Below are 19,191 nucleotides of genomic sequence, written 5' to 3' on the forward strand. Positions count from 1 at the left end.
CTACCTGTGCAGAGTGGCGCGAGCAGCCTGGCGTATGGCGTTGATCGTGGGCATGGCGCTGTTCTTGGCCATCCAGGCCAGGGCAGCGGTGCTCGGCGATAAGTCTGATACCTCTACATAGTGCACACCGGGGCGGGGATAGAAGGTCTGTGCGGCGGCGGGCAGGAAGGCCATGGCTTCGCCGTGGGCCACGGCCAGGAACAGTCCCTCCACATCATGAACCACAGGACCGTAGCGCACCGGGGTGCCGTCCGGTCGCGGGTCGACGGCCCAGAAGTGCCACCATGTACGCGGGCATTCGGGTGGGACGTCGACTACGGGGCGCCCCGCCAGTTCGGCGAGGGTGACGCTGGTCCGGCCGGCGAGCGGGTCATCGGCAGACAGACAGGCCACACGTGGCTCGGTGGCAAGCGTCAACGTCTCGATGCCCGGAGGCATGGGCGAGACGAGGAAGGCGACGTCGACTTCGCCCTGGGTCAGCGCCAGGACATGACGTGCAATGTCGAGACTGCACACATCAAGCTCGAGATCAGGGTGCCGGGCGCGGAGTTCCGCCAGAATAGCTCGCGTATAGGGCTGCTGCGCCTCCGCTCCGATGGAGCCGATCGCCAGCCGGCCCTGAATCTGCCGGACCTGGGTCTGCGCGACGTGACGAACACGATCCACCGAGTCGACCGCCGTCCGCGCTTTTGGCAGCAGTGCCTGGCCTGCCGGGGTGAGCTCCACCCGACGACTCGAACGCGCCAACAACTGCACACCGAGACGCCGTTCAAGAGCACGGATCTGGCGACTGAACGCAGGCTGACTGATGAACATGCGCTGCGCTGCATTCCCGAAGTGCAACTCCTCGGCCAGCACCACGAACAGGCGCAACTGATGCACGCTCGGTTCGCGGGCGGAGCCACTTGTCGAGGCACTCTGACCTCCGGCCTGTCCATCCCGTGCAGAGCCGTCCATGCCCATCACGGTATCAATAGGCCCTCGGTCGGCATCGAGTTTCTCTTTACCCGCACCAGTGAGCGCGGTCAGCATGGAGCACACAGCGCCGCTCTGAACTTGCGGAAGGCTTGCGTTGTCCACGGCAGCTCCGCGGCGCCATCTCACCGAGGGAAGTCGGGCCGATGCCAAGACACATCAGCATGCTCGCGTCGCGTCGTTGACCGCCTGGCCGGGGCCTTCCCGCATGCCACGACCGGAGTAGAAAATGACAGGGGCAGCGGGCTTGCCGACCGGCCATCGGCGCGCTCGCCCTCGCGGGCATCAGACACCACCTCCGACCGCCAGAACCGCGCACAGGCTGCCAGCAAAGGGGAACATCATGCCTCGCCGGATCAACACTGCCGTCACCACGGTAGCGTTCCTGACCGTCGGCTTCACCGTCACCGCCGCGGCCGTGCCAGTGTCAGCGGCACCCGTGCCCGTCGCGACTGCCCGTCCGGCTTCCGCAAGCACCATCTATTGTCCGAACGACGCCGACTTCACCGGTACGAGGATCCGCATCCGGTCAGCCCCGGACCTGGGCTCCTCCACCAGGGGCTACGGGAATCACCACGACTGCTTCACCGGGGGCTTTCAGACCACCGGCGCGAGCGTGAACTGTGGGACAAACTCGACCAACCAGTGGCAGTACGGAACGAATCGCCGCACCCACGTCACCGGATACGTCAGCTGGTGCTACCTGGAAGTCGACGGGACCGGCTGATCGTCGCCCGGCCCACGGCGCAGCATCTGACACTGCGGGACGCCAACAGGCTCTGCTCCAAGGCCGACCGCCGGCCGTAAATGTTGTCGAGGTCGCGGCGGTCGACCAGGACAGACGCCGTCGTCGTTCCGCACCTCACCCATGGCCAGGTCAACCTCCCGTTTGGAGCGGGCGAAGGCGGCGTTGGTCGCCTTCATCTCGGCGACCAGGCCTTTCAGCGTCTTCTCGCCGCCGGCGGCCGGGTAGATCACCTCGCGCACTGACCCTTCGGGGGCGCCGAGGGAGGCGTCGGCGATCTTCCCGAGCAGTCCGGCCTTGCCACGGACTTCGGTGAACTCGGCGACGAACGCCTCGGTCACCTTCTTCTCCGCGCGTGCGTTGATGTGGTGCACGGTGGAGTTCAGCAGCTCCACCAGAGTGTCGGTGATCTCTCTGCCGCTGGAACAGCAGCGCGGCCAGCAGGACATGTCGCACCTCGGGGGCGAAGCGCCGCAGATGGCTCGGGGAGGATGCCGACGCTCTTGCCCGCCAGGCGTTGATCACCTGCACGCCGATGCCGGTGAAGGCCTTCTCCGGGACGCCGACGGCGCGGACCTGCCCCAGTTTGGATATCTCGTCCAGCAGCGAGTTGAGGCTGACGTTGCCCGGGTGGGCCTTGACGTCCGACAGCACCGACTCCACCTCGTCTTCGTCCTGCGAGGTGTCGCCGTCCTCCGCGGTCGCCTCGGCCTGCCCGGTGCCGGTCAGGTCGGTGAAGACCAGCGCGTCCAGGCGGCGGGTGCAGTCCTCGGCCCGCGCGAGCCGGGCGGCGACCTCGGCGACGGCGCGCTCGTCGGCCTGGTGGAGCGCGGAGCGGATGATCGTATTGACCTGGGCTGCGGTCGGCGGTTCGATCAGCTCCGCGCGCATCTGCCGTAGCAACTCGGCCCGTACCTGTTCCTCGCGGGGTTCGTCGTGCCAGATCACGTCCACCAGGTGCGAGACGAGCTTGACCAGATCGGTCTTGGTGCACTCGTGCCAGCCGGTCAGATCCCGCAGCTCGCTGCGGTGCCGCTTGGCTGCGCGGGAGGTGAAGTCGTAGAACCCCAGCTCGGAGGAGGCGACGCCGACCTGCTTGGCGACGTGCTCGACCGCGTCGGGCGGCAGCTCCAGGCGCATCCGGGGAAACCGGCCGCGCCAGGTCAAATACTTGAGCTGAACGGCGAAGCCCAGCCTGGTGGCGCCGGTCTTGTTCCGTAACCAGCCCGCCTCGTCGCGGGACAGGGTGAAGTGGTCCACGACCCCGTCCAGACCCAGATTCCGCCCCACTGTTCAGCCCCTTCCGCACGCCCCCGTGATCATTTGTCGGGCTGGACGGTAGAGGCGCCGGTGTACAGCGGGCGCGGGTATCGGCGAAGTGCCCCGGCGCGCCGGGCGGGCCTGGTAAGAAACACGGCCGGATGGAGCCAGGCGCCCGGGCGGGGGCCGTCACGCTCCCCACCCGGGGCGCCTGGAGCGCCGGGCAGCGGGGGGCTTGTCAGCCTGCGGGGATGACGTAGGCGCGGGCGAAGTGGGTGCCGATGTGGGCCTCGTGGAGGCGTCCGGCGATGGCGCGGTCGCCTTCGACGCCCATGACGACGTGGAGGTGGACGAAGCCGTTGCGGATCTCGCCGGTGCCGGTCATCTCGCCGGGCAGGTCGTACTTGGTGATGGTGTCCTTGAGCGCGTCGCCCTCGGGCATAGTCGAGACGGTGAAGGAGTCGGCGGCCCCGCAGGGTATGCCGGTCAGGCTCTGCGTCCCGGTGCGCGCCAGGCAGCGAGGACGGCGTCCGCTGCGGCGTGCAGGTCCCTGGCGGGCGTGCCGTCACACACCTGTGTGGAGACGCCGAGCAGGAAGCCGTGGATCATGGACGTGATGCCGTCCACGTCGGTTTCCTCAGCGAGGTCTCCTGCGGCAATGCCGCGGACGACGCACGCTTTGATGTGCGTCCGGTCCGCCGCACGGCGTGCCGACACCGCGCGGCGCACTGCGGCGTCGCCGTCCCCGGGAGCCCGGACGGTACCCGACAGGGCGACGAGGCAGCCGCGGGGATGGGAGGTATCGGTCTGCATGTCGATGGATCCGTGCAGCATCTGGGCGACGGCCTCGCGCGGGCTCAGGCTCTCGTCACCGAGGATGTCGGTGACGCTGCCCGGCCCGGCGATGTAGTGCTCCAACGTCCGCTCGAACAGCCCCTGCTTCGAACCGAACGCGCCGTACAGGCTCGCCGAGGACAGGCCAGTGGCCTCCCGGAGCTGAACCATTGATGTCGCTTCATAGCCCTGCTCCCAGAACAACCGCATGGCGGCGTCCAGGACCCCCTCCATGTTGAAGGCGCGGGGACGGCCGGCGGGGGACACGGAACACCTCCTGTATAACGGAATGATTGCTCCAGTTTAACGGGTGCGGCTACGGACGTCACATGCCGGATGCTCACCGGTCTACTGCAGGGCGTGAATGCGGCAGAGACACCAGTTGGCCCTGCAGGCCAAAGGCCGTGCCTCTGCCGGGGGCGGTCGCGAGCTGGCGCGGGGCTGACGGGTCGCGCCCTCCGTCCCGCGATCGTCAGCCATGATCCGCTCGGCCGTCGCCGGTGTTCATGTGCGTCGCGGGGGCTTCCGTAACGGGCGGGCGGGGACGTCGTGGCCCATTCGGCTGGCGGCGTGTTCCGTCCCGCCGGTGGTTGCGCTGTCCGCACGTACCCGTAGTGCGTCACCCGGCTCGGAACAACAGGCCGGCGGTCCTCGAGGACCATGCGCTGTACGGCCTGGGAGAGGGCGTCGAACTCGGCATCGGACAGCTCGGTCTCGGCGGCTCGCAGGTGCTCCTCCAGATGTGCCACGGACGAGGCTTTGGGTACGGCCAGCATCGGAGGGGAACGCTTGAGGAGCCAGGCCAGGGCGAGTTGCGACGGGGTCGCACTGTGCTGCTGGAACAGGCCGATGCGGCCCAGGCCGAGGTTGCGCAGGCTCATCTCGGCCTGCTGACGCAGGTATCACGGGCCTGCCGACCGGAAGCCACTGATCAGGACCCGGGCGGGTGAGCCCGGCCTGGGCCGCGACGACCAGACCGTCCGATAGGGATGCAGGGCCTTCTTGATGAGTGGTTCGGCGACCATAAGACCGTAGGGGTGGGCCGTGTCGATGAAGTTGACATCGAGGTCCACCGCCCCGGCGCAGCACCCGTACGGCCTCGTCCGGATCCTTCGGATCTCCCCCGGGTACCCGGGCCGGTCAGTTGCATCGAGCCGAAGCCGAGGCAGGGAGAGCTGCTGGTCCGAGTTCGCTGCGGATGTCCTTGACTACGTTCATGGCTGGATGCGCCTGACACCATTGTGAGCGTACGTGTTGCCGCAGCCGCCGCAGCCGCCGCAGCCGACGTCAAGAATCATCTGCTGCGTCGTTCCAGGGGCGCCAGAGGCCGGAGCCGTCGACGGTTCCCAGCTGCTGGTCGGCGAAGTGGACACCGAAGCCGTAGACCCCGTCCCGCGAGAGGTAGTCCACGAGCCGACGCCGGGATCGTTCGGCCTCCTCCCGGTCGGTGTCGAGAACCACATCCCAGTCCGGGTGCTGGATCTGGACCGGTGAGTGCATGGCGTCGCCGAAGGCGACGACCTCTCGGCCGTCGCCGGTGTCGAGGATCCAGGCGGTGTGACCGGGGGTGTGCCCGGGAAGGGACCACGCGCGGACACCGTCGGCGATCTCGGTCCCGTCGGTCACGACCACTGCGCGTTCGTCCTGGCCAGCCAGTATCGGGCCGGTCCCGGGCGGGATGCTCTCCAGCTCGCCCTTTCCGACCATCCACTGCGCTTTCGTGAACAGGCTCCGCGGATCTTCGACCGCGTCGGGCCGGGCCCATCCGGTGTGGTCGGCGTGGAAGTGGGTGAAGGCGACCATCTCCAGTTCGGCCGGGTCCACGCCGAGGGTCGCCAGTGACTCGGGCAGGTCCCGCACATGACCAAAGGCGTGCTGGAAGTGTTCCAGGTCCTTGCCGGATATGCGGCCGTGGCCGGCGTCGATGAGCAAGCGGGTGCCGCCCGCTTCGACGAGCAGTGCTCCGCATCCCATGGGCAGGTGGCCTGCCTGGGTCATGTGTGCGCGGTGCTCGCTCCAGTCCTCCTCGACGGAGGAGGGGTAGACCCGGGTCGGAATCATGTCGACGCCCGCGTCGGGGACGTAGCTCAAGGTGAGTTCACCCAGGGTGCGCGTCCAGATGACGGGGAGCCGGAATCCCGAGTCATCGTCGTTCTCGGCGTTGTTTGTCGCGGTGTGCTGGTCATGCGTGGTCATGAGTGGTGCCATTTCAAATGGGTGTGTGCTGTCAGGGGTGGTGGGTGGTCTGCTCAGGGGTGATCACGCGGATCGGTCCACCGGCGGCATAGGCGAGGATGTCTTCTAGCGCGTCGGAGTAGAAGACGTCGTAGGCGCCCGCGGTGACGTAGCCCAGATGTGAGGTGAGGACCGTGCGCGGGGCGGTGCGCCACGGCGAGTCGGCCGGGAGGGGCTCGGTGGAGTAGACATCCAGGCCGGCACCGCCGATGGTCCCCGCGTGCAGGGCCGCGAGCAGCGCTTCCTCGTCGAGGATGGGTCCGCGTGAGGTGTTGATCAGAAGGGAGCCCGGTCGCATGAGTGCGAGGTCGTCGCGGCCCAGAAGTCCGGTGGTGCGTGCGGAGAGCTTGAGGTGGATCGTTACCACCTCGCAGGTGGCCAGCAGTTCCTGCTTGGAGACCGGGGTGACGCCGATGGCACGGGCGTGCTCGGTGTCGAGGTGGGTGCTCCAGCCGACGACGTCCATGCCGAAGGCGAGCCCCACGCGGGCCACTCGAGTGCCCACGCCGCCGAGCCCGATGACGCCGAGGCGGGCACCGTGCAGGTCGCGCCCGACGGTCCGCTGCCAGGCGCCCTCGCGGACGCCGCGGTCCTCGGCAGGGATGGAGCGGGCCAGGGCGTGGATCAGGCCCCAGGTGAGTTCAGCTGTCGAGGTCAGCCCTGCCCCGCGGGTGCCCGACACTACGATTCCGCGCTGCCGGGCAGCGGCCACATCAATGGCGGCGTTGGCCGGGCCCGTCGTCACCAGCAGGCGCAGGTTCGGCAGCCTGTCGATGACCGTGACCGGGAACGCGGTGCGCTCGCGCATGGCCACGATGACGTCGAACGGTTCCAGCGCGGCGATCACGTTTTCGGTACCGCCCAGGGGCTCGGGGAAGACCGTGAGGTGCGCGTTGTCCGGCAGGGCGCTCCAGTCGGCGTACTGGCGTGCGACTCCCTGGTAGTCGTCGAGGACCGCCACACGGCGAATCTCAGGCACAGCCGACCTCCTCACGGCATGAGCCCACGCGGCCCGCGGCTGCCGGGCGCCTGTGGGCCGCACCGGTGTCCACGGCCGTTGACAGAGCAGGAAGCGGTTCGGCGGGGCTGGGGTGGACCAGCTCCAGAATCCAGATCCCGGCCCCGGCCAGCGCGATGACAAGGCCGAGCCCGGACACGCCCAGCCACCCCACGAGCGGATACAGTGCTGCGGTCAGCGCCGATGCGACGGTGGCCCCGGCGAACGCGGACACCATAAGGGCCGTCGTCACCCTGCTCCGGGCGTGCGGGGCCCGGCGGTAGATCGCACTTTGGTGGCTGATCAACAGGGACTGCTGGGCAAGGTTGAGCGCGATGATGCCGACGCTCAGCGTGATCAGGCCGACTGGTCCGCCCATGCCGGCGACGGCGAGCACGGGCCAGCTGACCGCAAGCAGGATCAGTCCGCCTGTGGTCACCTGACGGCCGCGTCCGCGGTCGGTGAGCCGCCCGGCCACCGACGAGGCTACGGCTCCGATGACTCCGGGCAGACCGAACAGGCCGATGACGGCGGGGCCGAACCCGTACGGCCGGTCGGCCAGCAGGAACGACGACGCAGTCCACAGGACGGTGAAACAGCCCATGCCGACCGCTGCCAGAGCCATGCGCCTGCGCAGCAACGACTCGGTGCGCACCAGCGCCAGCACCGAGCGCAGCAGTTGCGGATAGGTGGTGTTCTCCGACGGCGGGACGGGTCGCAGGACCAGGCGCAGGACGATCGCCAGGGCCGCCATCAGGACCGCGGCGAAGACGAACACCAGTTGCCAGTCACCGATCTGGGCGAGCAGACCGGCGACGGTACGCGCGATCATGATCCCGATCAGCAGTCCGCTCGTCACCGTGCCCACCGCCGACCCGCGCTGGTGGTCCGGGGCCAGTGACGCGGCCATGGGCACCACGATCTGCGCCACCGCGGAGGTCACCCCGACCACTGCGATCGCGACAAGCAGCAGCCCCAGCGACGGGGACGCCGCCGCGCCGAGGACAGCGAGGGCACTCAGGCCCAGCAACGCAGTCACCAGGCGGCGCCGTTCCAGCACATCGCCCAGGGGAACCAGCAGGGCCAGCGACAACGCGTAGCCAACCTGCGAGACGGTGACCACCAGGCCGCTGGATCCCTGGGACACTCCGAGTGCCTTCGATATCACGGACAGCAACGGCTGAGCGTAGTAGATGTTCGCCACCGCCGCGCCACACACCGCGGCCAGTAGCAGCACCATCGCCCGGCTCAGGGCCGGAGGGCCGACGCCGGGCTCGTCCGCGGCCTCCTCGGGAGCTGTGCGAGGGCGCATCGCGCCACTCCGCTCGAATTCTGGATCGTTCATGCCGTAATCCTGGCCACGGCCGCGCACGGGCGTCAAGTTATTTCGGATTGAACAATCCGAAAGTGAGGAAGCGCACACCGGAAGACGGTCCCCGCTCGGCGTGCACGGCCCTGAACGCCCCGCTGGCTCTCTGCTGGTCGGCGAGGGGTCGGTGTGGCGTGGGGAGCTGACATCGCATCAGGCTGCGGCGTGCTCCGGCTCGGGTTCAGGGTCCTGGGGGACGGGGGTGGCGAGCTGGAGGCGGCTGCCCATATTCAGCCGCACTTCGCCATACGGAGATCTACGGCGACATGAACCTCGACATGGACACCCGCCTCAACCTCGCCGCGGCGGCCGTTCCGGGGTTCTGGGCCGCGGCGAGCGAGGCCGCCCGATCCGCCATGGAGAACGCATGAACCTGCTCCGAGCCTCTACCTGTAACGGTCCGCAATCGGGTGGTCGGCGGCTTGCGCGGCCCGTGGGGCGAGGATGCGCAGACGGTCGTGGCGGGTGTGCCGGGCTCGGCGGTCAGGGTGATGAGCTGCTGGTCGGGGTCGTCGGTGGAGGTGAGGAAGGACCAGTCGAGGGTGAGCGGGCCGACAACGGGATGGTTCAGCGTTTTCGTGCCCGATCCTTGGGTGGCGACGCGGTGGGCGCCCCACCAGCGCCGGAAGTCGGGGTCCTGAAGCGACAGCTCGCCCACCAGTTCGGCCAGCCGCGGATCTTTCGGATCGCGGGCGGCTTCCATGCGCAGCTGCGCCAGGGTCATCTGCGCTACCCACTCCCAGTCCGGGTACAGCGCTCTGATGGCCAGTTCGCAGAAGACCAGCCGTACGAAGTTGCGTTTCTTCTCCGGTATCCGCGCGAAGTCGGTGAACAGGGCGGCCGCCATGACGTTCCAGGCGAGGATGTCTGTGCGGCGGCCCAGGACGACGGCCGGCGTGGTGGAGAGGTCATCCAGGAGGCGCAGCAGTTGCGGCTGGGCCTCCTGCGTGGTGCGCCGACGCGGCCGGGCGGCGTCCCGACCGGACAGTTCGAACATGTAGGCACGCTCACTGCCATCGACCCGGAGGACACGCGCGAGGGTATCCAGGGCAAGATCAATCTCGTCGGGATTTCCTGTACCGCAACTACTCACGCCCGAAGATGACGCGACGTTCTCACAAACGACCCTTTGCCCGAGCAAGATCGAATACGGGCCACCGGACCCCCGCCGAGCCCCGATCGGTTCTCACAACGCGTTCGCACTCAAAAGAAGGGGTGACCTCCTTCTGCGACTTGCATTGTGCGAAAATCCGGTCCCATGACGGGCCCTCAAACGCCTTCCCCGGCCGACCGGTCGGACGCGGACGACGTCGAAAGGCACACCTGTCCGAAGTGTGACGCAAAGCCCGGATCGCCGTGCCGCTCGCGCGGCGGCGCGGTCACTTCCGCCTACCACACCGGCCGCTTCACCAAGGTGCCCCGGCTCGCGAAGAAACTGCGGGTGCCCACCCCGGCCGACCGCGCACCCGGACAGCCGTGGCGGCCCGGCACCCCGCCCCCGGCCCCCATCAACCCGGACCTGCCGAGCGCGGACATCCGCATCGGGTACGCGAGATGCTCACACCGAAGCCAGGAACTCGACTCCCAGCTCGACGCGCTCACGGCATCCCCCGGGACAAGATCTTCAGCGAGAAGATCAGCACCCGCATCCGCGTACGCCCCGCCTTCGAGAAGGCCCTCAAGACCGCGCGAGAGATCAAGGCACACGCCCCTCACTGCCGCGTGATCTTCACGGTGTACGAGATGAAGAGGCTGGGGCGGGACGCGGCAGAGCTGACTGCCCTCGCGGCCCATCTGACCGCGCACGGCCGGGTCCTGGAGATGCTCGCCGGACCGTTGCCGGGGATGTACGACCCCAGCGGCCCCGGCAAGCTACTGTTCGCGTTCTTCGCCGCCATGGCGGAGACCGAGGCGGGAGAACATCCGGGAATCGACGCTGGAAGGGCTCGACACCGCAGCCCGCAAGGGCAAGTACGGCGGACGGCCGCCCGTCATCACCGACGACATGCTCCACACCGTGCTCCGCCGCCGCGCGCTCGGCGAGTCCGTCGAGCAGATCCAGCCCGACCTGATCATCCCCACCGGCAAGCGCGAGGGACAGAACCCGTCCGGGGCCAGCGTCTACCGGGCCCTGGCCGAGCACGCCAAACGCGAGGCGAATCCCGAAGCCATCGAGCAGGCGCACGCCGACTTCGCCGCCCTCCAGGCCAGCGAGTTCCCGGGCCCACGTGCCGAGCCCGAGACCGTGCGGTGAGAACGCCCCCTTCGATCCGAAGGCTACTGGCGGGTTACTTGGCACCTGGTTCGCTGCTCGTTAACGCACCCCCAGTAGCCGTGTACGCCGGGGCCGTGGGCCCGGAACTGGGTGGGCATGCGGAATCTACCGGAGTTCGTGAACGGGGAGCCTGCCATGCGCAGCGCCTCGCAGGCGTGGAGCTTGTCCACCGTCAGGCGCCCTACGAGCCGCACCACCGGCCGCTCCGCGCTGTAGGGAACCAGCTCCAGGCCGCCCTCATTTCCCATGAAAACAATTAAATCCCTTTATTTCATGGGAAATGAGCAGTGTGACCATCTCTCAGTCGTAACAGATCATATAGAGCAAAAGCGTTGGGCGAGATTACGCCGTGCTGGATGATCGCTGTATGGAACCGCCCGTCGTTGCCGCGCTCGTCACGTCGTCCGTGACGTCCGTTGTCGCAGCTGTGGCGGCCGGCGTCAGCCTCTACAGCGTGCGCTCGTCGCGACGGACCGCGATCGACCTGGCTCGCCGAACGGCACAGGGCACCGCGTACGCCGAGTTCACCGCTGCGTGCCGCACGTTTGTCATACGTGTGGGCCCTGCGTGCGAAGCGTGTGCGCTGCTCGACAAGAACAGCCGACGCACCGGCCCGGGCCACCTCGGCGACCGCTACGACCAGCGCAGGATCGAGGAACTGCGCGCGGTCATCAGGCCGCTCCTGGACTTCGACGAAGTACTGCGCACTGCTTCGGTCGTCCAGCTCGCCGGGCCGCGGCACCTCAGTGAGCTCGCCGGGGCCATCGTGCGGCAGGCCATCGAGCTGACCGGCCTTCTGCGCAGCGCCGGATCTCCCTACACCTCATGGGAAGGCATCACCTCCCAAGCCGATGTCGTGCGCAGGCTCGACGAGTACCGTTGGGACGATTGCACACGCGACGAGGACGGCCGCCTGGTCATCGACCAGTACCGCTCGTACGCGGCCCGAGCCGAGCTGAAGACGGCCGTCGACGACTTCACCGAGGCGGCACGCAGCTATCTCGACGACTTCACGTAGCTGCCAACCTCGGCCGGTCACCTCTCGGGCCGGTTCCACCCGGCCACCCCCGACCGCCTGTCGGCACACCTGCGCCGGACCTTCGCTTGCAAGGGGACGCAGTCAGTCAACGGGCCCCCGCCTTCAAAAGCGGGCATTACGACGACGGAGAGACGAAGGCGCCGCTGGGTTCTATGTGCTCGGTGACAAAGTGATCGGGCCAGGGCACGCCCGGGAGATCGCCATGGCTGGCGTGACTGGCGGCGAGGGCCCCGGGAACGGAGGCCCGCGCGGCGGGGCCTGGCTCGGGCGAACCGTCGACTTGCCGGCCTGGCGGGATAGAGGAGGGGCTCCCAGGGGCCAGACCCTCCCTCCGTGACGTCGGCCGGGTGAGCCGGTCGGCGGCGCTCAGGGGATCGCAACTGCCCGCGCCCGCTGGTGGTCACGCACTACGGTGGGATACATGTCCGAGCCCTCCGTGCGGGATTTCTACGACGATTTGGCCCACGACTACCACCTGATGTTCCGGGACTGGGACGCAAGCATGGCCTACCAGGCCGAGGTATTGGGCAGGCTCGTCCGCCAGTCTCTCGGTGCTGGACCGCACACCGTCCTGGACTGCTCGTGCGGCATTGGCACCCAGGCCATCGGGCTGGCCCCGGCCGGGCAGCAGGTTGTCGGCAGTGACGTGAGCACAGTCGCCGCCGCGCGCGCCGTCACCGAGGCGGCAGCCCGGGGCGCCCGGCTCCCCGCGGTCGCGGCTGATATGCGCCAACTGCCGTTCAAAGACAGGTCATTCGATGTCGTGCTCTGCGCGGACAACTCCCTCCCGCACTTGCTCTGCGCGCAAGATGTCCGGGCGGCACTATTCGGCATGAGACGGGTTCTCCGAGACGACGGACTGTTGATGATCACCGTGCGGGCCTATACCGAGGCGCACCAGACCAGACCCACGGCGACACCTCCCCAGGTCTCGGAAACACGCGACGGCCGAGTGATCACCTTCCAGCTGTGGCACTGGCATGAAGACGGCGAGCGCTACGACTTGGAGTACTTCCAGCTCATCCCCGCGGACAACACCTGGCACGTCCGAGTTCGCCGGAGCACCTACTGGGCGCTGACGCCACAGCAGCTGACAGGGTTCGCAACTGAAGCCGGCTTCACCAACATCGCCTGGCACAGTCCGGAATCCAGCGGGTACTACCAGCCCGTGCTCACCGCACAGCGCGCTCCCTCAGCGCGTCGGCCTTCTCCGCCGTCCGGCTGTCGGCGAAGGCAACCCGCGGTTCCGGCTCCCGGGCCGTCGCCCTGGCCGTGGTCTTCAAGCTCGTCGAGCCGGTTCGACAAGGGGGGCGGGTCGTGAGCACACCATGCCCCATCGTTCTCGTTGGGTCCGCGGAGGGTGCGGGATGACGACCCGTGTTGGCCTGCGGCTGGCCGTCTCTGCGGACAGCGAGTACTGCTTCCGGCTGCACAAAGCCGCCATGGGCCCCTACGTTACGGCCGTGTGGGGCTGGGACGAGCAGGTCCAACGAGACTTCCATGCTCGCTCGTTCGCTCCGGGGCGATGGCAGATGATCACTGCTGGCGGGAGGGAGGTCGGCATGCTCCACGTCGAGCACCGGCCGACGGAGATCTACCTGGCGCGGATCGAGATCCACCCCGACCACCAGGGACGCGGTATCGGCGGTCGGCTCATCCGCAGCCTGCTGCACCAGGCCCGCCAGCAGGGCCGGGACCTCACTCTCGACGTTCTCGTCGTCAACGAGCGGGCCCAGGCCCTCTATCATCGGCTGGGCCTGCACGACGTCGCCCGGCACGGCGAGAACGACATCAAAATCAGGATGTCCACCCAACCGCCTCAACCCGGCCCGGTCCACTCAATGCGACCATGACTCGGCCCAGTGCCCCCTGGCCAGTTGGATGGGCGCCGCGCGCTGAGAAGCATCAAACGTCAAGAGCCTGGCGCAGGGTGGGGGCGGAGTAGACGATCTGTTGCCGACAAGGCCGACGAGCTGCATGGTGCACATCACGCCATGGTGCTGGCGGGGCTGCACGCGAGACATACCAGCGGAGGCCCGGGCGTGTGCGCCGCCGGACTGCGTAGAGCAGGTGGCCGAAATGCAACCTTGTTGAATGGGGGTTCATGATTGATGTGATCGTTGCTGGCGGCGGGCCGACCGGTTTGATGCTGGCCGGCGAGTTGCGGCTGCACGGCGTGCACGCGCTCGTGCTGGAGAAGGAGGCGGAGCCGACCAGGATCGTCCGCTCGCTCGGCCTGCACGCGCGCAGCGTCGAGGGGATGGACCAGCGCGGTCTGACCTCGGCCTCGCGAAGGCGCCCCCGCAGCCCGTCGTGCAGCTCTTTTACCAGGCCATGCGCCCGTCACCTGCGAAAAATGGATACACCCGGTTCCAGGCGGGGAAATCGCATGGCATCGCGCGCAACTTAATGCATTGTCAGTGACGGAGAAGACCGCGTCGAGTGTTTGGCGGTAGCAGTGGCCCTCGGGTTGCCCGCCACGGCCCTCCAGCCAGGTCGGCACCGGCAGCGTATCCCTGACCACCGCCCACTCCGCATCCGCCATGTCCGACGGATTCCGCCGCCCCCGGCCCGGCCGGTCGGCGGCGTTCCCGAACCAGTGCGCGGGGCAATCGCACGACGACGCGCGGGAGTTGGACGACGGTAACGAGACCGCATAGAACTGTCTCAGCAGGACCTTCCGCGCACATGAGGTGGACAGCAACCCTTGTGCTGCACCGGAAGCCCTGGCTTCATGTGCCCCGCCAACCGAGATCACTCACCCGGGGATCCCGTTCGATCGAATCCGTCCTCGTGATCAATGGTGATGCGGCCGCTCAGGCGGTCAGCCTCGCAAGCTCCGTGTTCGCGCGCTCCGTGACCAGGGCGAGGACGCGGCCGGCGGCAGCCAGGTCCTCGGCGGGGATCCCGCCCCAGACGCGGGCGGTGATGGGAGCGGTCTCCGCACCGACGGCGGCGAGCAGTTCGCGCCCCGTATCCGTGGGGCGAAGGTGCGCGCCGTCCGCGACCAGTAGCTGCTTGGCGAGCAGTTCGTCGAGGGTGACGCGGATGTCGGCCGGATCGGCCTTGAGGGAGTCCCGGACCTGGGTGACGAGATCATCCCGCGTCCGCGGGGCGTCGGCGGTGACGGCGGTACGCAGAATGACCTGCTGCTGGAAGGTGAGGCCGTGAAGGGCCAGGACGTGTTCCAGGAGGCCGCGGGCGGCGTAGTGGGCCAGGCCGAGGACGCGGGCGTCGGCGGCGGGCGCAGTGGTGGTCATGGTGTTGCCTCCTGAGTGCTCTCATTGATCGGCAGGGATGGAGCGAGAGGTACATCGAGCAGTGTGGTCAGCGCTTCGGTGAGCGCGGTTGTCTGCGGGGCGTCGAGGCCGCCGAGCGGCTCCAGCAACTGCTGATGCAGTTCCTGGACCACCGCGATGGCCTGCCGCGCGACGGCCTGGCCCTGCTCGGAGAGGGCGAGCTGCATGGCGCGCGGGTCGCGGGGATCGCGGGTGCGCTCGATCAGGCCGGCCGACTCCAGGGCGCGCGCCAACTTTGAGACGTACAGCGCCTCCAGGCCGGTGTGGTCGGCGAGCAGGCGCTGACTGGGCCGCTCGCCGGCGCGCTGCATGCCGTGCAGCGACGCGACCAGTGAGTACTGCGCGTGGGTGAGGCCCAGCGGAGCCACTGCGCGATCGACTGCGACGCGCCACTTATTGGCGAGCCGCCACACCAGAAAACCGGGCGTGGGGCCCGGGGAACCCTTGCTCATGACAGATAGAGTACATGGACACTATGTACATGGCTACTATTTCTTCCGCGTCGCGCCGTTCCCGCCCGAAGCGCTGACGTCACACGGTCCTCGATGACCACGAAGTCCCGGGTCCGGATATGGCTGCCGACCGGCCTGGGGTGGCCCGTCGGCCGAACCTGGTGGGCTTGCCGCTTTGTGCGCTCTGGGCGGCCTCTCGCCGACACCTCCTTGGCGCACGGAGGCTCCGTCAACTCCGCACTGCTGCGGAGACCTTCCTTCTTGCGGGCCGAGCCCCGAGGCCATCCGACCAGGTCGCACCGACCGCACAGGCGTTCAATGCACGCGGTAGGACAACGGCTTGCAAGTCAGTCGGGAGGGGTTGACTGCGCTGATTTTCCGGCGCTCCCATTTCCGTGAGGCCATGATGTGCGGGCACTCTTCCCTCTTGGTGACTGGCAACAGGAGGGAGCCCCCCCCCGGCTCTGGCCTTATCGGCCCCGCCAGTTCCCTCATCTGGCAGCCGCCGCGAGCGAGGGACCGCAGACATACCGCACCTGACCAGGCCCTACTGTTCGTTGGACGAGTTACGCGTCGGCGGGCGAGAGCCGCGGGCATCGCCTGGCGCGAGTCGGCTGGCGAGGCCGTCGAGGATCCGGTCAAGTCCGTAGGCGAAGCGGTCCTCACGCACCTGCCGTGGGTCTGTCTCCTCGCTGTAGTCCGGGCTGTGAGACGACAGCCATTCGCGCTCGGGGACACCGCTGCGGGCGACCAGGGAGAGATACGCGGCTTCGCTGGTGGAGATTCCGACGACGTAGGACATGAGCGCCCCCGCGGCCTGGTCCTCCTCATCCGCGGGAAAGCCGGCCGCCTGGAACTGCGTGAGGAGATCCGATGTCACGCGGACGGCGTTGGGTCCGACGTGGAGCAGCCCGACCTGGCCGAGTTCGGGACCCACCCACGGGTGGCGCAGGACCATCGCCCGCAGGGCGGTGGCAATGTGAGTGACGGCCGTGCGCCATGTCCTGCAGTCGGCTGCGGTCGGCGGGGTCATCTCGCCGAACACGTCGTCCACGGCCAGCTGGATCAGCTCGTCCCGATTGGCCACATGCCGGTAGAGGGACGTGGCCCCTGCCTTCAGGTGTGTGCCGAGCTTGCGCATGCTGAGTGCCTCGACCCCGTCCGCGTCCAGCAGCTCGATTGCTGCGGCCACGATCTGCTCCCGCGTCAGATGCTCTCGCTGCGGGCGGTGCGGACGTGTCCACACGGACGTGATCGGTTTGGGCTCGGCGGCCATATGCGCTCACTCCCATTCGCTTCTTGTTGCTTCCCACCTTAGCCGACACTGTACGCACCTTGCGAACAGTGAACCTAGATGCGTACAGTGTTCGCATCGAGAGAGCGGCGTACGCTCATGAGGGGGAGTCAACTGTGTCGGACCGTATGGCATTTGATGAACAGGGCATTGAGGGCGTCGAAGGGGCGCGGGGGACAGGGACCTCGTCGGGGCGGAAGGTGGAAGTCGCGGCGTGGCAGGCTCGCCTCGACCAGCTCTGCGCCGAGCACCACGTACCGGGGGCGTCCTTGGCTGTCCTGGTCGACGGGACCGTCCATCAGTGGGCGAGCGGCATCCTGCACCGTGGGACGGGCGTGGAGACGACGACCGATTCGGTCTTCCAGATGGGCTCCATAGCGAAGATCTACACGGCCACCCTGGTGATGCAGCTCGTTGAGTCCGGCCGGCTCGAACTGGATGCACCGGTCACGGACGTGCTGCCGGAGTTCCTGATCGGTGACCCCGACACCACCAGGCTGATCACCATCCGGCGGTTGCTCAGCCACACAAGTGGGCTCACCTGCGACTTCAATCACGACAGCGGGCGAGGCGACGACTGCCTCGCCAAGTACGTCGAGGCCGCGAAAGACGTTGCACTCGACTGCCCGCCCGGCAGCGCGATCTCGTACAGCAGCGTCGGCTACAACGTGCTCGGCCGGATCGTCGAGGTGGTGACCGGCAAGACCTGGGACGAAGCCCTCAAGGACCTGCTGCTGACCCCGCTCGGCCTCACCCACACCATGACCTTGCCCGAAGAGGCGCTCCGCTTCCGCGCGGCCATGGGGCACCTGGGCGAGCCGGGCCAGGATCCGGAACCGGCACCGGAATGGGACATGATGCCGCGATCGGCGGGCCCCTACGGCAGAGTCATCGCCACCGCAGGCGACCTCGCCCGCCTCGCACGGATGCACCTCGCCGGCGGCGTGGCCGAGGACGGCACCCGCCTGCTTTCCCAGGAGACGGTGGCCCTGATGCAACGCCAGGTGGCGGAGTGTCCCGACAAGTGGACGGTCAGCTCGGACGGTTGGGGTCTGGGATGGACCCTGTACGACTGGGACGGCGTCGAGGGCTACGGCCACGACGGTGCCTCCATCGGCCAGTACGGCTACCTGCGCGTGGTGCCCTCGGCCGGTGTCGCCGTGGCGCTGCTCACCAACGGCGGTGGTGCGCGCGAGGTGTACACCGCGCTCTACCGTGAACTGCTCGCCGATCTGGCAGGGGTGGCCATGCCGAAGCCCTTTGCCCCCGCTGTCACGCCCCCCGTGGTGGACTGGGCACCGCTCGTCGGCACGTACCGGCGCGAGGGCGTGGTCATCACAGTGACCGAGACGAATGGCGCCGGACATGCACTCTACGAGTTCGTGGACGGCATGAAAGACCTCTCCAAGCCTCTGCAGATCGACCTGCTGCCGGTCACCGAGACCGCCTTCGCCGGCACCGGTGTGGGTTCAGCCTTCAGCACGGACTACACGCCGGTGATCTTCTCAGCCCTGCCCGACGGCACCCGCTGCGTCTACATCGGCATGCGCTGCGCCCCCAAAACCGGCTGATCGGCCCTCCGGGGTCCCCGGTGCGGGTGTGGGGGAGCAAGGTGGAGAACTCGCCCCGGAAACATGGCAGTACTGGGTCTAGCCTCCGCATGGCCAGCAGCCCTGTAGGTTGCTGGGCGATCGCTGGCCGTCGGCCCGAGGCGCAAGCGTAGAGGGCCCGGAGGAGACTTCCGGGCCCTCTACGTGCAACCGGGACCCGGGGGATCCTGGCGCATCGGCCCTCCAACCGTACGTCAGCTCTTCCGCCTCACTGTTCCCAGCCCGTACGGGCAGGCGGGAACCCGCGCGCTTGCCGAGCGGTCTGGTCAGGGGCCCTCCTGCCGAACAACGGTGGTGAACTGGGCGCGGTGCACAGGCGGTTCGTTCACCGGTTCAACCGGGAAGAGCCGCGTGAGTCGGCGCTCGCTTACATGCGAGGGCTGATCGCTCCAGCCGGGACGAGCCGCGGCGGTCCGCCGCCCGGGCCACAAGACCGCCCCTCGTAACAGCCGACGCACCCGCGCCAAGGCCGCCATCTACCAGGCAAACCGGCTTCCTCACCAAGGCACTCAACGCCGGAGCCCTGTCTCACGTCGGCGTGATGACTGCCGGCCTTGGACGGCACCCTGGGGACCTCGGCGGTCCCGGCACAGCGCAAGGGCCGCCCGGCCGCGGTGCGCCTGCTCACGAGGTCGGCGACGACGGTGCGGACGGCGCCCCGGCTCACACCGTGCTCCAGGGGACTCTCGACGCTCGCCCCAGCGGGTCGTGCGGGTCTGTCCAATCAACGGCTGATCTTGGTTGTTGAGGTTCAGTTGTTGGCCGGGGTGAGCCGGCCTTCGAAGGCGATCTGGAAGGCGTTTAGGG

At 68.3% G+C, this 19,191-nt stretch carries 17 protein-coding genes and 4 pseudogenes; 9 read left to right on the forward strand and 12 right to left on the reverse strand.

The genetic code is table 11. The features are described from left to right. A complete protein-coding gene (locus tag AC07F3_RS37425; RefSeq protein WP_479119290.1) occupies positions 1 to 957 on the reverse strand; it encodes a LysR family transcriptional regulator in 957 nt (318 codons plus the stop codon). A gap of 361 nt (positions 958 to 1,318) precedes the next feature. Between AC07F3_RS37425 and AC07F3_RS37430 the strand changes: the two genes are divergently transcribed. Continuing rightward, positions 1,319 to 1,702: a hypothetical protein gene (locus AC07F3_RS37430; protein WP_479119268.1), complete on the forward strand. Its 384-nt coding sequence runs from the start codon at positions 1,319 to 1,321 to the stop codon at positions 1,700 to 1,702. Positions 1,703 to 1,852: 150 nt separating this feature from the next. On the opposite strand, the gene AC07F3_RS37435 is transcribed toward AC07F3_RS37430, so the two are convergent. The 8 genes and pseudogenes from AC07F3_RS37435 to AC07F3_RS37470 all read right to left on the reverse strand — a co-directional run. Next, positions 1,853 to 2,980 (reverse strand): DUF4158 domain-containing protein, encoded by a 1,128-nt coding sequence (locus tag AC07F3_RS37435; RefSeq protein ID WP_479119269.1) that lies wholly within the window; start codon positions 2,978 to 2,980, stop codon positions 1,853 to 1,855. 238 nt (positions 2,981 to 3,218) lie between these two features. After that, positions 3,219 to 3,422: a hypothetical protein gene (locus tag AC07F3_RS37440; RefSeq protein ID WP_360973755.1), complete on the reverse strand. Its 204-nt coding sequence runs from the start codon at positions 3,420 to 3,422 to the stop codon at positions 3,219 to 3,221. Between the two features lie 44 nt (positions 3,423 to 3,466). Beyond that, positions 3,467 to 4,081: a TetR/AcrR family transcriptional regulator gene (locus AC07F3_RS37445; protein WP_479119271.1), complete on the reverse strand. Its 615-nt coding sequence runs from the start codon at positions 4,079 to 4,081 to the stop codon at positions 3,467 to 3,469. Between the two features lie 464 nt (positions 4,082 to 4,545). Further along, positions 4,546 to 4,695: pseudogene (locus AC07F3_RS37450) on the reverse strand (hypothetical protein); the annotation flags it as partial. Positions 4,696 to 5,101: 406 nt separating this feature from the next. Next, complete coding sequence (locus AC07F3_RS37455) at positions 5,102 to 6,010, reverse strand: MBL fold metallo-hydrolase (RefSeq protein ID WP_479119272.1); 909 nt, start codon at positions 6,008 to 6,010, stop codon at positions 5,102 to 5,104. 31 nt (positions 6,011 to 6,041) lie between these two features. Further along, positions 6,042 to 7,028 carry a D-2-hydroxyacid dehydrogenase family protein gene (locus AC07F3_RS37460; protein WP_479119274.1) on the reverse strand — a complete coding sequence of 329 codons (987 nt, stop codon included), beginning with the start codon at positions 7,026 to 7,028 and terminating at the stop codon, positions 6,042 to 6,044. Then, positions 7,021 to 8,391, reverse strand: a complete 1,371-nt coding sequence (locus AC07F3_RS37465; RefSeq protein WP_479119275.1) for an MFS transporter — start codon at positions 8,389 to 8,391, stop codon at positions 7,021 to 7,023. Before AC07F3_RS37465 ends, AC07F3_RS37460 begins: the two co-directional genes overlap by 8 nt. A 410-nt stretch (positions 8,392 to 8,801) precedes the next feature. After that, positions 8,802 to 9,463: pseudogene (locus AC07F3_RS37470) on the reverse strand (MmyB family transcriptional regulator); the annotation flags it as partial. Positions 9,464 to 9,673: 210 nt separating this feature from the next. Between AC07F3_RS37470 and AC07F3_RS37475 the strand changes: the two are divergent. From AC07F3_RS37475 to AC07F3_RS37505, 7 genes and pseudogenes are all read left to right on the forward strand, one after another. Further along, positions 9,674 to 10,141, forward strand: coding sequence for a zinc finger domain-containing protein (locus tag AC07F3_RS37475; protein WP_479119276.1), 468 nt, complete (start codon positions 9,674 to 9,676; stop codon positions 10,139 to 10,141). Then, positions 10,063 to 10,269: pseudogene (locus tag AC07F3_RS37480) on the forward strand (recombinase family protein); the annotation flags it as partial. The gene AC07F3_RS37475 and the pseudogene AC07F3_RS37480, both read left to right, overlap by 79 nt. Positions 10,270 to 10,420: 151 nt before the next feature. Then, the gene (locus AC07F3_RS37485; RefSeq protein ID WP_479119293.1) at positions 10,421 to 10,669 is read left to right on the forward strand and encodes a hypothetical protein; all 249 of its coding nucleotides are present in this window, start codon (positions 10,421 to 10,423) and stop codon (positions 10,667 to 10,669) included. A gap of 388 nt (positions 10,670 to 11,057) precedes the next feature. After that, entirely contained in the window at positions 11,058 to 11,708 is a 651-nt protein-coding gene (locus AC07F3_RS37490; protein WP_479119277.1) for a hypothetical protein, read from the forward strand. A 442-nt stretch (positions 11,709 to 12,150) separates the two neighbouring features. Beyond that, complete coding sequence (locus AC07F3_RS37495) at positions 12,151 to 13,050, forward strand: class I SAM-dependent methyltransferase (RefSeq protein ID WP_479119278.1); 900 nt, start codon at positions 12,151 to 12,153, stop codon at positions 13,048 to 13,050. A gap of 46 nt (positions 13,051 to 13,096) precedes the next feature. Continuing rightward, on the forward strand, positions 13,097 to 13,582 hold the full coding sequence (locus tag AC07F3_RS37500) for a GNAT family N-acetyltransferase (protein WP_479119280.1): 486 nt from the start codon (positions 13,097 to 13,099) through the stop codon (positions 13,580 to 13,582). Between the two features lie 251 nt (positions 13,583 to 13,833). Next, a pseudogene (locus tag AC07F3_RS37505) lies at positions 13,834 to 14,055 on the forward strand (FAD-dependent monooxygenase); the annotation flags it as partial. A 490-nt stretch (positions 14,056 to 14,545) separates the two neighbouring features. On the opposite strand, the gene AC07F3_RS37510 reads toward AC07F3_RS37505, so the two are convergent. The 3 genes from AC07F3_RS37510 to AC07F3_RS37520 all read right to left on the reverse strand — a co-directional run bounded on the left by AC07F3_RS37510 (position 14,546) and on the right by AC07F3_RS37520 (position 16,756). Continuing rightward, positions 14,546 to 14,989 carry a MarR family transcriptional regulator gene (locus AC07F3_RS37510; protein ID WP_479119281.1) on the reverse strand — a complete coding sequence of 148 codons (444 nt, stop codon included), beginning with the start codon at positions 14,987 to 14,989 and terminating at the stop codon, positions 14,546 to 14,548. Then, a complete protein-coding gene (locus AC07F3_RS37515) occupies positions 14,986 to 15,480 on the reverse strand; it encodes a MarR family winged helix-turn-helix transcriptional regulator (protein WP_479119283.1) in 495 nt (164 codons plus the stop codon). The genes AC07F3_RS37510 and AC07F3_RS37515 overlap by 4 nt, the downstream gene beginning before the upstream one ends. Before the next feature lie 547 nt (positions 15,481 to 16,027). Beyond that, positions 16,028 to 16,756, reverse strand: a complete 729-nt coding sequence (locus AC07F3_RS37520) for a TetR/AcrR family transcriptional regulator (RefSeq protein WP_479119285.1) — start codon at positions 16,754 to 16,756, stop codon at positions 16,028 to 16,030. A gap of 146 nt (positions 16,757 to 16,902) precedes the next feature. On the opposite strand from AC07F3_RS37520, the gene AC07F3_RS37525 reads away from it, so the two are divergent. Continuing rightward, positions 16,903 to 18,345 carry a serine hydrolase domain-containing protein gene (locus AC07F3_RS37525; protein ID WP_479119291.1) on the forward strand — a complete coding sequence of 481 codons (1,443 nt, stop codon included), beginning with the start codon at positions 16,903 to 16,905 and terminating at the stop codon, positions 18,343 to 18,345. The last annotated feature ends 846 nt before the right edge of the window (positions 18,346 to 19,191 follow it).

It is taken from the genome of Streptomyces sp. NPDC045846, assembly GCF_056431605.1.

Excerpts from the sequence above, each read along its gene's own strand:
- AC07F3_RS37425 (WP_479119290.1), bottom strand. The coding sequence starts at position 957 with ATGGACGGCTCTGCACGGGATGGACAGGCCGGAGGTCAGAGTGCCTCG.
- AC07F3_RS37430 (WP_479119268.1), top strand. The coding sequence starts at position 1,319 with ATGCCTCGCCGGATCAACACTGCCGTCACCACGGTAGCGTTCCTGACC.
- AC07F3_RS37440 (WP_360973755.1), bottom strand. The coding sequence starts at position 3,422 with ATGCCCGAGGGCGACGCGCTCAAGGACACCATCACCAAGTACGACCTG.
- AC07F3_RS37455 (WP_479119272.1), bottom strand. The coding sequence starts at position 6,010 with ATGACCACGCATGACCAGCACACCGCGACAAACAACGCCGAGAACGAC.
- AC07F3_RS37465 (WP_479119275.1), bottom strand. The coding sequence starts at position 8,391 with ATGAACGATCCAGAATTCGAGCGGAGTGGCGCGATGCGCCCTCGCACA.
- AC07F3_RS37475 (WP_479119276.1), top strand. The coding sequence starts at position 9,674 with ATGACGGGCCCTCAAACGCCTTCCCCGGCCGACCGGTCGGACGCGGAC.
- AC07F3_RS37485 (WP_479119293.1), top strand. The coding sequence starts at position 10,421 with ATGCTCCACACCGTGCTCCGCCGCCGCGCGCTCGGCGAGTCCGTCGAG.
- AC07F3_RS37490 (WP_479119277.1), top strand. The coding sequence starts at position 11,058 with ATGGAACCGCCCGTCGTTGCCGCGCTCGTCACGTCGTCCGTGACGTCC.
- AC07F3_RS37495 (WP_479119278.1), top strand. The coding sequence starts at position 12,151 with ATGTCCGAGCCCTCCGTGCGGGATTTCTACGACGATTTGGCCCACGAC.
- AC07F3_RS37500 (WP_479119280.1), top strand. The coding sequence starts at position 13,097 with ATGACGACCCGTGTTGGCCTGCGGCTGGCCGTCTCTGCGGACAGCGAG.
- AC07F3_RS37510 (WP_479119281.1), bottom strand. The coding sequence starts at position 14,989 with ATGACCACCACTGCGCCCGCCGCCGACGCCCGCGTCCTCGGCCTGGCC.
- AC07F3_RS37515 (WP_479119283.1), bottom strand. The coding sequence starts at position 15,480 with ATGAGCAAGGGTTCCCCGGGCCCCACGCCCGGTTTTCTGGTGTGGCGG.
- AC07F3_RS37520 (WP_479119285.1), bottom strand. The coding sequence starts at position 16,756 with ATGGCCGCCGAGCCCAAACCGATCACGTCCGTGTGGACACGTCCGCAC.
- AC07F3_RS37525 (WP_479119291.1), top strand. The coding sequence starts at position 16,903 with ATGGCATTTGATGAACAGGGCATTGAGGGCGTCGAAGGGGCGCGGGGG.